This is a genomic window from Streptomyces sp. NPDC054956 (assembly GCF_053609185.1).
The window spans coordinates 1-13344 of the sequence record NZ_JBSGXB010000214.1 but is presented as its reverse complement, the minus strand read 5'-3'; the positions used below and the strand labels follow the sequence as shown (position 1 = coordinate 13344).

At 73.0% G+C, this 13344-nt stretch carries 14 protein-coding genes; 11 read left to right on the top strand and 3 right to left on the bottom strand.

Features of this window, described 5'->3' with window-relative positions; genetic code table 11:
• Together ACWGDE_RS27185 and ACWGDE_RS27180 are read right to left on the bottom strand one after the other, a co-directional pair.
• Window positions 1-435, bottom strand: a 435-nt coding sequence (locus tag ACWGDE_RS27185; protein ID WP_453391662.1) for a DUF3097 family protein, incomplete at its 3' end; no start/stop codon positions are given.
• Between the two features lie 28 nt (window positions 436-463).
• Entirely contained in the window at window positions 464-1192 is a 729-nt protein-coding gene (locus ACWGDE_RS27180) for an MBL fold metallo-hydrolase (RefSeq protein WP_453391661.1), read from the bottom strand.
• A 151-nt stretch (window positions 1193-1343) separates the two neighbouring features.
• On the opposite strand from ACWGDE_RS27180, the gene hrcA reads away from it, so the two are divergent.
• From hrcA to ACWGDE_RS27150, 6 genes are all read left to right on the top strand, one after another.
• Window positions 1344-2363: a heat-inducible transcriptional repressor HrcA gene (hrcA, locus tag ACWGDE_RS27175; protein ID WP_453391660.1), complete on the top strand. Its 1020-nt coding sequence runs from the start codon at window positions 1344-1346 to the stop codon at window positions 2361-2363.
• Entirely contained in the window at window positions 2364-3503 is a 1140-nt protein-coding gene (dnaJ, locus tag ACWGDE_RS27170; RefSeq protein ID WP_453391659.1) for a molecular chaperone DnaJ, read from the top strand.
• Window positions 3504-3672: 169 nt separating this feature from the next.
• Entirely contained in the window at window positions 3673-4764 is a 1092-nt protein-coding gene (locus ACWGDE_RS27165) for a nitronate monooxygenase (RefSeq protein WP_453391658.1), read from the top strand.
• Window positions 4761-5504, top strand: coding sequence for a 16S rRNA (uracil(1498)-N(3))-methyltransferase (locus ACWGDE_RS27160; protein ID WP_453391657.1), 744 nt, complete (start codon window positions 4761-4763; stop codon window positions 5502-5504). Before ACWGDE_RS27165 ends, ACWGDE_RS27160 begins: the two co-directional genes overlap by 4 nt.
• A 97-nt stretch (window positions 5505-5601) precedes the next feature.
• Window positions 5602-5961 (top strand): histidine triad nucleotide-binding protein, encoded by a 360-nt coding sequence (locus ACWGDE_RS27155; protein ID WP_453391656.1) that lies wholly within the window; start codon window positions 5602-5604, stop codon window positions 5959-5961.
• Window positions 5962-5964: 3 nt separating this feature from the next.
• A complete protein-coding gene (locus tag ACWGDE_RS27150; protein ID WP_453391655.1) occupies window positions 5965-6870 on the top strand; it encodes a ribonuclease Z in 906 nt (301 codons plus the stop codon).
• 43 nt (window positions 6871-6913) lie between these two features.
• Here the strand turns inward: ACWGDE_RS27150 and ACWGDE_RS27145 are convergent, their stop codons facing one another.
• On the bottom strand, window positions 6914-8296 hold the full coding sequence (locus tag ACWGDE_RS27145; protein WP_453391654.1) for an MFS transporter: 1383 nt from the start codon (window positions 8294-8296) through the stop codon (window positions 6914-6916).
• Window positions 8297-8542: 246 nt separating this feature from the next.
• Between ACWGDE_RS27145 and ACWGDE_RS27140 the strand changes: the two genes are divergently transcribed.
• The 5 genes from ACWGDE_RS27140 (at window position 8543) to ACWGDE_RS27120 (ending at window position 13127) form a co-directional block, all read left to right on the top strand.
• Window positions 8543-9640, top strand: a complete 1098-nt coding sequence (locus ACWGDE_RS27140) for a carbohydrate kinase family protein (RefSeq protein ID WP_453391653.1) — start codon at window positions 8543-8545, stop codon at window positions 9638-9640.
• 233 nt (window positions 9641-9873) lie between these two features.
• Window positions 9874-10920 (top strand): PhoH family protein, encoded by a 1047-nt coding sequence (locus ACWGDE_RS27135; RefSeq protein ID WP_453391652.1) that lies wholly within the window; start codon window positions 9874-9876, stop codon window positions 10918-10920.
• Between the two features lie 13 nt (window positions 10921-10933).
• Window positions 10934-11431, top strand: a complete 498-nt coding sequence (gene ybeY / locus ACWGDE_RS27130; protein ID WP_453391651.1) for an rRNA maturation RNase YbeY — start codon at window positions 10934-10936, stop codon at window positions 11429-11431.
• The gene (locus tag ACWGDE_RS27125; protein WP_453391650.1) at window positions 11428-12768 is read left to right on the top strand and encodes a hemolysin family protein; all 1341 of its coding nucleotides are present in this window, start codon (window positions 11428-11430) and stop codon (window positions 12766-12768) included. Before ybeY ends, ACWGDE_RS27125 begins: the two co-directional genes overlap by 4 nt.
• Window positions 12765-13127: an MmcQ/YjbR family DNA-binding protein gene (locus tag ACWGDE_RS27120; protein WP_453391649.1), complete on the top strand. Its 363-nt coding sequence runs from the start codon at window positions 12765-12767 to the stop codon at window positions 13125-13127. Before ACWGDE_RS27125 ends, ACWGDE_RS27120 begins: the two co-directional genes overlap by 4 nt.
• Window positions 13128-13344: the final 217 nt, after the last annotated feature.

Here is a 13344-nt window from a genome sequence, read left to right as displayed (position 1 = left end):
GGGGAGGTCGTCGATGCCCTCCAGGTACTCGACCACCACGCCCTCGATCCGCAGGTCGTCGCCCCAGACCCGTTCCACGAGCTCGGCGTCGTGGCGGCCCTCCACATAGATCCGGCCCGCCCGGGCCACCCGCGCCCGTGCCCCCGGTACGGCGATGGAGCCGGAGGCGGTCCGAAGAGGGGCGGACGGGGCGCGGACCGGGCGGGTCAGGGTGACGACCGCGCCGTCCAGGAGGAAGCCCCGGGGGGCGAGGGGGAAGACGCGACGCTTGCCGAAGCGGTCCTCGAGGGTCACCGTTCCCGCTTCGCAGGCGACCACCGCGCCGCAGAAGTCCGTACCCGCCACCTCGACCACCAGGTCGGGATCGGCCGGCACCTCCGGGACGGGCTTGGAGCGCTTCCACTGCGGGGTCAGGTCGGGGGAGTACTCGCGCATCCGGCCGAGGGTAGGAGAGCGGGCCGGTTCAGGGGCCCGACACGCCGAAACGGGCCGCCAGTGTGGCGCGTTGCGCACGGACGAAGGCCGCGTCGACCACCGCTCCGTGACCCGGCACGTACAGCGCGTCGTCCCCGCCCAGGGAGAGCAGCCGGTCCAGCGCCGCCGGCCACTGCCGGGGCACGGCGTCCGGGCCCGCCTGGGGTTCGCCCGACTCCTCGACCAGGTCGCCGCAGAAGACGACCTCCCGCGCGCCGCCCGGGACGAAGGCGGCCAGGTCGTGCCGGGTGTGCCCGGGGCCCACGTTCGCCAGCAGCACCTGTACGCCGCCCAGGTCGAGCGTCCACTCGCCCGACACCAGGTGCCGGGGGAGCACCAGCAGGTCCGCCGCCTCGGCGGCCTCGGAGGGGGCCAGACCATGCCGGACGGCGTCCGCCCGCAGGTCCTCACGGCTGATCGACAGCAGGGTGTCGAGGCCGACCGGTCCGTAGACCTCCGCCCCGGCGAACGCAGCACCACCCAGCACATGGTCGAAATGTCCGTGTGTGAATGCGATATGGGTCACGCGGCGGCCCGCCAGGCGCTCCGCCTCGGCCCGCACCTGGGCGCCCTCCCGCAGGCAGGACCCGGGGTCGATCAGGAGGGCGGAATCGTCGCCCACCACCAGTCCCACGGTGCAATCCCACACCGGAAGCCGCCGTCGGCCGGCCCGATCGGTGAGCCGTTCCCAGCCCGCCTCTTCCCAACGCACGTCCATGCCGCGACGCTACCTTGGCGGGCCGCCCTTGCTAGGGGTGTACCACCCCGCCGTACACTGACCGGGGGATCTCTGGCACTCGAACGCGCAGAGTGCCAACAGACCGGGCCGGTCGAAGCAGCGGACGACGGAAACGATGGAGGTGTGCGCGATGCTCAGCGAACGCAGACTCGAAGTGCTGCGCGCCATCGTCCAGGACTACGTCGGGACGGAGGAGCCGGTCGGCTCCAAGGCGCTCACCGAGCGGCACCGCCTCGGCGTCTCGCCCGCCACCGTGCGCAACGACATGGCCGTGCTGGAGGAGGAGGGCTACATCGCCCAGCCCCACACCAGCGCCGGCCGCATCCCCACCGACAAGGGCTACCGGCTCTTCGTCGACAGGCTGGCGGGGGTCAAACCGCTGTCGACGCCCGAGCGCAGGGCCATCCAGAACTTCCTCGACGGCGCCGTCGACCTCGACGACGTCGTCGGCCGCACCGTACGGCTGCTCGCGCAGCTGACGCGGCAGGTCGCCGTCGTCCAGTACCCGAGCCTGACCCGGTCCACCGTCCGTCACGTGGAACTGCTCTCGCTGGCCCCGGCCCGCCTGATGCTCGTCCTCATCACGGACACCGGCCGGGTCGAGCAGCGGCTCGTCGACTGCCAGACCCCCTTCGCGGACTCCTCGCTGGCCGACCTGCGGGCCCGGCTCAACAGCCGCGTCGTCGGCCGCCGGTTCACCGACGTGCCGCCGCTGGTGCAGGACCTTCCGGAGTCCTTCGACACCGGGGACGACCAGGCGACGGTCAAGGCCGTCCTGGCGACCCTCCTCGAAACGCTGGTGGAGGAGGCGGAGGAGCGGCTGATGATCGGCGGCACCGCCAACCTCACCCGCTTCGGACACGATTTTCCCCTGACGATCAGGCCGGTGCTCGAAGCGCTGGAGGAGCAGGTCGTGCTCCTCAAGCTGCTCGGCGAGGCCAATGAGTCGGGAATGGCCGTAAAGATCGGGCATGAGAATGCCTACGAGGGACTGAACTCCACGTCCGTCGTCTCGGTCGGCTACGGTTCGGGCGGCGAAGCAGTCGCCAAACTCGGCGTGGTCGGACCGACCCGCATGGACTACCCCGGAACGATGGGAGCGGTACGCGCAGTGGCACGTTACGTCGGACAGATCCTGGCGGAGTCGTAAGTGGCCACGGACTACTACGCCGTTCTCGGCGTGCGCCGCGACGCATCGCAGGACGAGATCAAGAAGGCATTCCGGCGGCTTGCGCGCGAGCTGCACCCGGATGTGAACCCCGATCCCAAGACGCAAGAGCGTTTCAAGGAGATCAACGCGGCGTACGAGGTTCTCTCGGACCCGCAGAAGAAGCAGGTCTTCGACCTCGGCGGCGACCCGCTGTCCTCCTCCGGAGGCGGCGGCGGCGCGGGTGGCTTCGGGGCGGGCGGCTTCGGCAACTTCTCCGACATCATGGACGCCTTCTTCGGCCAGTCCTCGCAGCGCGGACCGCGCTCGCGGACCCGCCGCGGCCAGGACGCCATGATCCGCCTCGACCTGGAGCTGGACGAGGCCGCCTTCGGCACGACCAAGGACATCCAGGTCGACACGGCCGTCGTCTGCACCACCTGCTCCGGTGAGGGTGCCGCTCCCGGCACCTCGGCGCAGACGTGTGACATGTGCCGCGGCCGCGGTGAGGTCTCGCAGGTCACCCGGTCCTTCCTGGGCCAGGTCATGACCTCGCGCCCCTGCCCCCAGTGCCAGGGCTTCGGCACCGTGGTCCCGACCCCGTGCCCCGAGTGCGCGGGCGACGGCCGGGTCCGCTCCCGCCGCAGCCTGACGGTCAAGATCCCCGCCGGTGTCGAGAACGGCACCCGGATCCAGCTCGCGGGCGAGGGCGAGGTCGGCCCCGGCGGCGGCCCCGCCGGCGACCTGTACGTGGAGATCCACGAGCTGCCGCACCCGACCTTCCAGCGGCGCGGGGACGACCTGCACTGCACGGTCACCATCCCGATGACCGCGGCGGCCCTGGGCACCAAGTGCCCGCTGGAGACGCTGGACGGCCTGGAGGAGATCGACATCCGGCCCGGCACCCAGTCCGGCCAGGCGATCCCGCTGCACGGCCGGGGCGTCACGCACCTGCGCGGCGGCGGGCGCGGCGACCTGATCGTCCACGTCGAGGTCACCACCCCCGGCAAGCTGGACGCGCAGCAGGAGGACCTGCTGCGCCAGCTCGCGAAGCTGCGCGGCGAGGAGCGGCCGATGGGCCAGTTCGCGCCGGGCCAGCAGGGGCTGTTCAGCCGGCTGAAGGACGCCTTCAACGGGCGCTGAGCCACCCGCGCACACGCGTACGCGAACACCTGCGAGCCCGGTCCGGGGATGCCCCGGACCGGGCTCGCCGTGCAGGTGCCGGCGGGTTCTCGCCGCCGCGGTGAAGGGGACTATGCCAGGCGAATGCCGTGATTCGGTCCCGTGAGCGGGACATGGCACGATGCAGCTCATGTCCTCCGCACCGAACGGTCTCTTCGTGTACCCGATCGTGCAGGCTCCCATGGCGGGCGGTGCCTCCTGCCCGCCGCTGGCCGCCGCCGTGTGCGAAGCGGGCGGGCTGGGCTTCCTCGCGGGCGGCTACAAAACGGCCGACGGCATGTACCAGGAGATCAAGCGGCTGCGCGCGCTCACCCGCCGCCCCTTCGGCGTCAACCTCTTCATGCCGCAGTCGAACTCCGTGGACCCGGCCGCGCTCGAGGTGTACCGGGGGCAGCTCGCCGGCGAGGCCAGCTGGTACGAGATCTCCCTCGCGGAGGAGGACCTCCTCGGCACCTGCGACGACGGCTACGACGCCAAACTCGCCATCCTCATCGAAGACCCGGTCCCCGTGGTCTCGTTCACCTTCGGACTGCCCTCGCCCGCGGCCTTCACCTGCCTGCGCAAGGTCGGTACGTACACGGTCGCGACCGTGACCTCCGTCGAGGAGGCCCGGGCCGCGCAGGCGGCCGGGGCGGACGCCGTCTGCGTCCAGGGCATGGAGGCCGGCGGCCACCAGGGCACCCACCGCGACGACCCGCGGGCCGACGGCACGGCGGGCGTCGGCCTGCTCGCGCTCGTCGCGCAGGTGCGCGAAGCGGTGGCCCTCCCGATCATCGCGGCGGGCGGCCTGATGCGCGGCTCGCAGATCGCCGCGCTGCTCGCGGCGGGCGCGGAGGCGGCGCAGCTCGGCACGGCGTTCCTGGCCTGCCCGGAGTCCGGCGCCGACCCGCTGCACAAGAAGGCGCTGACCGACCCGCTGTTCGTCCGTACGGAGCTGACCCGGGCCTTCTCGGGCAGGCCGGCCAGGGGGCTGGTCAACCGGTTCATGCGCGAGCACGGCCCGTACGCCCCGGCCGCCTACCCGCAGGTCCACCACCTGACCTCGCCGCTGCGCAAGGCGGCCGCCGCGGCCGGGGACCCGCAGGGCATGGCCCTGTGGGCGGGCCAGGGGCACCGGCTGGCGCGCGCGATGCCGGCCGGGGAACTGGTGGAGGTGCTCGCGGCGGAACTCTCCGCCGCGCAGCACGCGTTGAAGACAATGCAGATGAGGAGTGCGTCATGACCGCCCCCGTGTTCGTGGTCGAAGAGGTCCCCGCGGGGCCGGAGTTCGTCCTGGACGGCCCCGAGGGCCGGCACGCCGTCTCCGTGAAGCGGCTGACCCCCGGCGAGGCCGTGGTGCTCGCCGACGGCCGGGGCCGCTGGGCCGAGGCCGTCGTGAAGGCGGCCGAGGGCAAGGACCGGCTCGTGGTGTCGGTGTCCGGGGTCTTCGAGGAGGCCGAGCCCGCCGTCCGGATCACCGTGGTCCAGGCCCTGCCCAAGGGCGACCGGGGCGAGGTCGCCGTCGAGACCATGACGGAGACCGGCGTCGACGCGATCGTGCCCTGGCAGGCCTCGCGCTGCATCACCCAGTGGCGCGGCGAGCGCGGTGCCAAGTCCCTCGCGAAGTGGCGGGCCACCGCCCGGGAGTCCGGGAAGCAGTCCCGCCGGGTGCGCTTCCCCGAGGTCGCCGAGGCGCTGTCCACCAAGCAGGTCGCGGCGCTGCTCGCCGAGGCCGACCTCGCGGTGGTCCTGCACGAGGACCGCGACACCCCCTCGGGCGCCCTGGCCACGGCGGAACTGCCCGCCGCGGGCTCCGTCGTCCTGGTGGTCGGCCCCGAGGGCGGGGTCTCCCCGGAGGAGCTCGCCGCGTTCGCGGCGGCGGGCGCGCACCCGTACCGGCTGGGCCCCTCGGTCCTGCGCACCTCCACGGCCGGGACGGCGGCGGCGGCGGTCCTGCTGGCCAGGACGGGCCGCTGGTCCTGACCGGCCGCCGGTCCTGACGGGCCGTTGCTCCTGACGGGCGGGGCCGGTGGCGGTGGATACGATGCCGGAACCGATCACCGTAACGAAGGGCTCAGCAATGGCCGGGGAACCACAGGCCGACTGCCTGTTCTGCAAGATCGTCGCGGGGACCATCCCCGCGACGATCCTCCGGGAGACCGAGACGACCGTCGCCTTCCGGGACATCAACCCGCAGGCGCCCACCCACGTCCTCGTCATCCCCAAGGTGCACTACCCCGACGCCGCCTCCCTCGCGGCCGCCGAACCCCAGATCGCCGCCGAGGTGCTGCGCGAGGCCGGCCAGGTAGCGGTCGACGAGCAGCTCGCCGACCGCGGCTACCGGCTCGTCTTCAACACCGGCGCCGGAGCGGGCCAGGTCGTCTTCCACGCCCACGTGCACGTCCTGGGCGGCCGCGGCTTCGAGTGGCCCCCGGGATAAGCCGTGTCCGTACGAGAATTCGTGGTCCTCGGCACCGCCAGCCAGGTGCCGACCCGCCACCGCAACCACAACGGCTACCTGCTGCGCTGGGACGGCGAGGGAATCCTCTTCGATCCCGGCGAGGGCACCCAGCGCCAGATGCTGCGCGCCGGGGTGGCCGCGCACGACATCAACAGGATCTGCGTCACCCACTTCCACGGCGACCACAGCCTCGGCCTCGCCGGGGTGATCCAGCGCATCAACCTCGACCGGGTCCCGCACCCCGTCAGCGCCCACTACCCGGCCTCCGGGCAGAGGTTCTTCGAGCGGCTGCGCTACGCCACGGCCTACCGCGAGACCGTGGAGATCGCCGAGGAACCGGTCGCCGCGGACGGTGTGCTCGCGCGCTCCGAGAGCTACGTGCTGGACGCCGTACGGCTCTCGCACCCGGTGGAGTCCTTCGGCTACCGGCTCACGGAGCCCGACGGCCGCCGGATACGGCCCGAACTGCTCGCGCGGCACGGGATCAAGGGGCCGGACGTGGGCCTGATCCAGCGCGAGGGCCGCCTCGGCGAGGTCACCCTCGAGGACGTCAGCGAGCCGCGCCCCGGGCAGCGGTTCGCCTTCGTGATGGACACCCGGCTCTGCGAGGGCGTCGAAACGCTCGCGGCGGGCTGCGACATGCTGGTGATCGAGTCGACGTTCCTCGACGAGGACGTCCGGCTGGCCACCGACCACGGGCACCTCACCGCCGGCCAGGCCGCCGCGGTGGCGCGCGACGCGGGCGTACGGCACCTCGTGCTGACGCACTTCTCGCAGCGCTACTCCGATCCGTCGGAGTTCGAACGCCAGGCCCGCGCGGCCGGGTTCGAGGGCGAGCTCACGATCGCCGCCGACCTCGTACGGGTTCCCGTGCCGAAGCGGTCCTGAGGACGGACCCGGCGCCGGGGCCGGTGCGGGCCCCGGCCGCGTTCTAGACTCCGGACCGGACCCGCCGCGAGGACTGCTCGCGGGCGCGGCGGGCGGCCGCCGGGGAGAGCAGCAGCACCCGCAGCGCGGGCCGGCGCGGGGAACGGGCGCGACGGGCGGCGATGCCAGGGAGCTCGACGACCTCCAGCTCGGGTGCGCCGACCTTCGGCACCGTGCCCGTCGGGGCGCCCGCGCCGGCCGCGAGCACGGCTGCCGGGGCCCCGCCGCGCCGCCGCACCGAGCCCGGGACCAGCGGGCGTCCGCCGACGTGCAGGGCGACGGCGGTCATCGGCCCGGCCACGGCCAGCAGCAGGCCGCCGAGGACCAGGCCCATGCCCTCGAACCCGGCGCGCTCGGCGAGCAGGCTCCCGGCGACGGGCCCGCAGGCCACGCCGAGCGAGGAGGCGGAGCCGACCAGGACGGCCCAGCGGCCGCGCGGGTCGAGGGCGGCCGCGAGCCCGATGGCGTAGGAGAGCACGACGGGGTAGACCGCGTTCCACATGATCTCCCCGGCGGCGAAGGTGCCCAGGCCGTGGGAGTGCGAGGCCAGTACCACGCAGCCGGCGATGACCGCCGTGCCCGCGCCCACCGGAACCGCCCGGCCGAGCCGGGCCCCGAGCGCGGAGGCGGCGGTGACGCCGAGCAGCCCGGCGCCGAGCGCGGCGGCGAAGACGATGCCGAGGGTGACCTCCGACAGGCCCGCCTGCTGCGCGCCGATGCGGCCGCTGACCCCCCACAGGGCGTTCTGGGCCAGCGACCACAGCATCAGGGCCGCGGCCAGCACCACCCCGGCCCGCGGGTACGGCAGCCGCCCGCGGACCCGTACCGCCCGGGCCGGCGCGGTGGCCCCGCCGAGGCGGCCCGTCGCGGGCCAGCACGCCGCCGCGACCAGCGCGATCGCGGCGAAGGGCAGCCAGTGGCCGCCGCCGAGCCGGGGCAGGGTCAGGTACAGGGCCCCGGCGGTCGCCGACACCGACAGCAGTCCGAGCGCGGAGGTGCGGTGCGGATCGCGCTGCGCGGCGATCCCGGAGGCGGCCACGGCGGTCGCCGTGCCCGAGCCGAAGCCGCCGACGACGGCGCCCGCGACGACGAGCGGGAGCAGCGACGTGGCGGCCGCGGTGCCGTAGCCGAGGACGGCCAGCAGCAGCCCGAGCCGGGCCAGCGGACGCGGTCCGTGCCGGGGGATGCGGGAGGCCAGGGCGAATCCGGCGGAGGCGGAGCCGAGCAGCAGGACCGAGCCGATCAGTCCGGCCTGCGCGGGGCTCAGCGGGAGGTGCGCGTCCAGCCTGCCCACGACGGTCGGGAGCAGGTACGGGGCGACGTAACCGGCGGTGAAGAGCGCGACGAGCGGCCAGGCGGCGGGCGGCGCGGGGGTGCGGTCGGACACGGGTGTTCCAGGTGACGCAGGCGGAGCGTGAGATTCCGCAAGAGCGCGGGGCTCATATCTATCAAGCGGCCGGATCTTCACAGAAGGGCGTTCGGGTGGTGATCTGCGTCACACTGTATTCCGGGTCCACCCGGGCGGGAGGGGCCGCACGGCGGGCGTGTGTTACCCCCATTGAAGAAACGACCCGCCAAGACCGTCCACCCGACACCGATTCCAGCGAAACGCGCGCCGAACGGGGAGTACATCGTGAGCAGTCGCACCAGCCGGGACAGCCGTACCGCCGCCGTGGACCCGCTCGGTCCGCTGCGCGATCCCCAAGAGCCGGGCTGCGACGTGTTCCTGACCGGCACGGTCTTCCTCGACATCATCTTCACCGGACTCGACTCGGCCCCCGTGCGCGGCACCGAGTCCTGGGCGCGCGGCATGGGTTCCAGCCCCGGCGGCGTCGCCAACATGGCCACCGCCCTCGCCCGGCTCGGCCTGCGCACCACCCTCGCCGCCGCCTTCGGCGACGACCACTACGGCGAGTACTGCTGGGACGCCCTCGAACAGGGCGAGGGCATCGACCTGTCGATGTCACGGACCGTTCCCGGCTGGCACAGCCCCGTCACCGTCTCCATGGCGTACGAGGGCGAGCGCACGATGGTCTCGCACGGACACGAGGCCCCGCCCCCCGCGGGCCCCGGGCCGTTCCCGCAGTGCCCGCCCCGCACCCGTGCGGCCGTGGCCTCGCTCGGAACGGGGGGCGGCGAGGCGTGGGTGGCCGAGGCGGCCCGCAACGGAGCGCGGGTCTTCGCCGACGTCGGCTGGGACGAGAGCGGACGCTGGGACCTGGGGGCCCTGGCCGACCTGGAGCACTGCGAGGCGTTCCTGCCCAACGCGGGGGAGGCGATGGCCTACACGCGCACCGACTGTCCGCGCGCGGCGGCCCGGGCGCTGGCCGAGAAGGTCCCGATCGCGGTGGTGACGATGGGCGCCGAGGGCTCGTACGCGGTGGACGGGCGGACCGGGGAGACGGCGCAGGTCCCGGCGATCGCCGTCGACGCCCTCGACCCGACCGGCGCGGGCGACGTCTACGTGGCGGGCTTCCTCACCGGCACCCTCGCCGAGTGGCCGCTGGCGGACCGGCTCGCCTTCGCGGGCCTGACGGCGGCCCTGTCGGTGCAGGAGTTCGGCGGCTCCCTGTCGGCCCCCGGCTGGCCCGAGGTGGCCGCCTGGTGGCGCACCGCCCCGCACGAGCTGCGCGGGCGCTACGGCTTCCTCGACGACCTGATCCCGCCGGCCGAGACCCCGGCCAGCCGGCGCCGGGCGGTCCCGACGATCGGCTTCCGGCACTCGGCGTAGGGCGGTCGGGCCGGCCGTCCGGGCCCGCGCCCGGCGGGCCCGGGGCGGGGGCCGCGCGCAGCCGCGTACGGGGGCCGCGCACGGGGTCGCGCGCAGCCGCGTACGGGGGCCTGCGCCGGGACCGGTAAAACCCCTCGGGGATCACGCGGCGGCGACGTACGCTTGGAAGTCCGGAGGCCGTCGATCGGCGCGGCCCCTCAGTGGGAGGTATGCGCAGGCCACAGTGCCGGCCCATGACTCAGACACCGACAGCCCAGACCCCCGCGCCGGGGCAGGCGCGAGCCCATTTCACCGTCCCGGCCGCCCACCCGATGGTGTCCGTGCTCGGCTCGGGCGACGCCCTGTTGCGCGTGATCGAGAAGGCCTTCCCGAAGGCCGACATCCATGTTCGGGGCAATCAGGTCAGCGCGATCGGCGCGGCGGCGGAAGTCGCTCTGATCCAGCGCCTGTTCGACGAGATGATGCTGGTGCTCCGCACCGGGCAGCCGATGACGGAGGACGCAGTGGAACGCTCGATCGCCATGCTCAAGTCGAGCGGCAACGGCGAGGGACCGGACGAGACGCCGGCGGAGGTGCTCACCCAGAACATCCTCTCCAGCCGCGGCCGCACCATCCGTCCCAAGACCCTGAACCAGAAGCGGTACGTCGACGCGATCGACAAGAACACGATCGTCTTCGGCATCGGCCCCGCCGGTACCGGCAAGACCTACCTCGCCATGGCCAAGGCGGTCCAGGCCCTGCAGTCCAAGCAGGTCAGCCGGATCATCCTGACCCGCCCCGCCGTCGAGGCCGGCGAGCGGCTCGGCTTCCTGCCGGGCACGCTCTTCGACAAGATCGACCCGTACCTGCGCCCGCTCTACGACGCGCTGCACGACATGATCGACCCGGACTCGATCCCCCGCCTGATGGCGGCGGGCACCATCGAGGTGGCCCCGCTCGCGTACATGCGCGGCCGCACCCTCAACGAGGCGTTCGTCGTCCTCGACGAGGCGCAGAACACCACTCCCGAGCAGATGAAGATGTTCCTGACCCGGCTCGGGTTCGACTCGAAGATCGTCGTCACGGGTGACATCACGCAGGTCGACCTGCCGGGCGGCGCCAAGAGCGGTCTGCGTCAGGTCCAGGAGATCCTCGAAGGGGTGCCGGACATCCAGTTCTCGCGGCTCACCTCCGAGGATGTCGTCCGGCACAAGCTGGTCGGCCGTATCGTCGACGCGTACGAGAAGTACGACGACAGCCAGGACGGGAAGCCGTCCCGGAACGGCTACCAGCGGAAGTAGAACCCAGCGCACCATGTCGATCGACGTCAACAACGAGTCCGGAACCGAGGTCGACGAGCAGGCGATCCTCGACATCGCCCGCTACGCGCTCACCCGGATGCGGATCCACCCGCTCTCGGAGCTCTCCGTCATCGTCGTCGACGAGGAGGCGATGGAGCAGCTCCACATCCAGTGGATGGACCTGCCCGGACCCACCGACGTCATGTCCTTCCCGATGGACGAGCTGCGCCCGCCGTCGAAGGACGAGGAGGAGCCCCCGCAGGGGCTCCTCGGTGACATCGTGCTCTGCCCCGAAGTGGCGAAGAAGCAGGGCGAGGAAGCGCCTACGCAGCACTCCATGGACGAGGAGCTCCAGCTCCTGACCGTCCACGGGGTGCTGCACCTGCTCGGCTACGACCACGAGGAGCCGGACGAGAAGGCCGAGATGTTCGGCCTCCAGGCGGCGATCGTCGACGGCTGGCGCGGCGAGCGCGGCGTCACCGGCCCGTCCCCGGCCCCCACCGTCTCGTGACCGGCGACCCCCAACTGATCACCGGCGCCGTCCTGCTGGTCGTCGTGGCCTGGTTCGCCGCGTGCGCCGAGTCCGGGATCGCCCGGATCTCCGCCTTCCGCGCCGAACAGGCCGTACGCGACGGCCGGCGCGGCAGCGCGAAGCTCGCGCAGGTGGCCGCCGACCCCACCCGCTACCTCAACGTCGCCCTGCTCGTCCGGGTCACCTGCGAGATGGCGGCGGGCGTGCTCGTCACGTACGTCTGCCTCGACGAGTTCGGGGAGAACTGGACCGCGCTGCTGGTGGCCATCGCCGTGATGGTGCTGGTGTCCTTCGTGGCGGTCGGCGTCTCCCCGCGCACCATCGGCCGCCAGCACCCGCTGAACACCGCGACGGCGGCCGCGTACGTCCTCGTACCGCTCGCCCGCATCATGGGGCCGATCCCGCAGCTGCTGATCCTCATCGGCAACGCGCTCACCCCCGGGAAGGGCTTCCGCAAGGGGCCCTTCGCCTCCGAGGCCGAGCTGCGCGCCATGGTCGACCTGGCGGAGAAGGAATCGCTGATCGAGGACGACGAGCGCCGGATGGTGCACCAGGTCTTCGAACTCGGCGACACGCTCGTGCGCGAGGTCATGGTGCCGCGCACCGACCTGGTCTGCATCGAGCGGTACAAGACGATCCGTCAGGCGACCACGCTCGCGCTGCGGTCGGGCTTCTCGCGCATCCCCGTGACCGGGGAGAACGAGGACGACATCGTCGGCATCGTCTACCTCAAGGACCTGGTCCGCAAGACGCACATCAGCCGGGAGACGGAGGCCGACCTGGTCTCGACGGCGATGCGGCCGGCGGTCTTCGTGCCGGACACCAAGAACGCGGGCGACCTGCTGCGCGAGATGCAGTCGGTGCGCAACCACGTGGCGGTCGTCATCGACGAGTACGGCGGCACCGCCGGGATCGTCACCATCGAGGACATCCTCGAGGAGATCGTCGGTGAGATCACCGACGAGTACGACCGGGAACTCCCTCCGGTCGAGGAGCTCGGCGGGGACCGCTACCGGGTCACCGCGCGCCTGGACATCACCGACCTCGGCGAGCTGTTCAAGGTCGACTCCTTCGACGACGAGGACGTGGAGACGGTCGGCGGACTGCTCGCCAAGGCGCTCGGCCGGGTGCCGATCGCCGGCGCCTCGGCGGTGGTGGACCTGCCGGACGGGCGTCCGCTGCGGCTCACCGCCGAGTCCCCGGCGGGACGGCGGAACAAGATCGTGACGGTACTGGTCGAGCCGGTGCTCCCGGCGGGGGACGCAGGCTCGGGTTCGGGTTCGGGCTCGGGTTCGGGTTCGGGGGAGGGCGCATGACGCCGGCGGAGCTGCGCGCATTCTGTCTGGGCTTCAACGCGGCGGTGGAGGAGTTCCCCTTCACCCCGGAGACCTCGGTGTTCAAGGTGCTGGGGAAGGTGTTCGCGCTGAGCGCGCTGGACGCGGAGCCGCTCAAGGTCAACCTCAAGTGCGAACCGGAGCTCGCGGTGCGGCTGCGGGAGGAGCACGAGGCGATCGTGCCGGGCTGGCACATGAACAAGCGGCACTGGAACACGGTCACGGTGGGCGGCCCCGGGGCGCTGCCCGACGCGCTGGTCCGGGAACTGGTCGAGGACTCGTACGACCTGGTCGTGGCCGGGCTGCCGCGGGCCGAGCGGCTGCGGCTCGACCGGCCGTAGTCCCGGCTCCGGTCCGCGGGCCGGTCCCGGTCCTGATTCCGGAACGGGGACCGGGTCCAAGGTCACTGGTGACAGGACCTTCGGAGGCATGGGATCCGCTTATGCGGCGCTTAGGTTTGTCCATGCGTCACCGAGATCCCGGGGGGACACCGGGGGTGGAGGGGAGGGCGCGTGCGCGGGGGCGGCGTGGGGCCCCCCGGGCGCGCGCCCAATGGAT

What these genes read in the sequence shown, in the direction of transcription:
- ACWGDE_RS27180 (WP_453391661.1), bottom strand. Translation starts at nt 1,192, where the DNA reads ATGGACGTGCGTTGGGAAGAGGCGGGCTGGGAACGGCTCACCGATCGG.
- hrcA (WP_453391660.1), top strand. Translation starts at nt 1,344, where the DNA reads ATGCTCAGCGAACGCAGACTCGAAGTGCTGCGCGCCATCGTCCAGGAC.
- ACWGDE_RS27165 (WP_453391658.1), top strand. Translation starts at nt 3,673, where the DNA reads ATGTCCTCCGCACCGAACGGTCTCTTCGTGTACCCGATCGTGCAGGCT.
- ACWGDE_RS27160 (WP_453391657.1), top strand. Translation starts at nt 4,761, where the DNA reads ATGACCGCCCCCGTGTTCGTGGTCGAAGAGGTCCCCGCGGGGCCGGAG.
- ACWGDE_RS27155 (WP_453391656.1), top strand. Translation starts at nt 5,602, where the DNA reads ATGGCCGGGGAACCACAGGCCGACTGCCTGTTCTGCAAGATCGTCGCG.
- ACWGDE_RS27135 (WP_453391652.1), top strand. Translation starts at nt 9,874, where the DNA reads ATGACTCAGACACCGACAGCCCAGACCCCCGCGCCGGGGCAGGCGCGA.
- ybeY (WP_453391651.1), top strand. Translation starts at nt 10,934, where the DNA reads ATGTCGATCGACGTCAACAACGAGTCCGGAACCGAGGTCGACGAGCAG.
- ACWGDE_RS27120 (WP_453391649.1), top strand. Translation starts at nt 12,765, where the DNA reads ATGACGCCGGCGGAGCTGCGCGCATTCTGTCTGGGCTTCAACGCGGCG.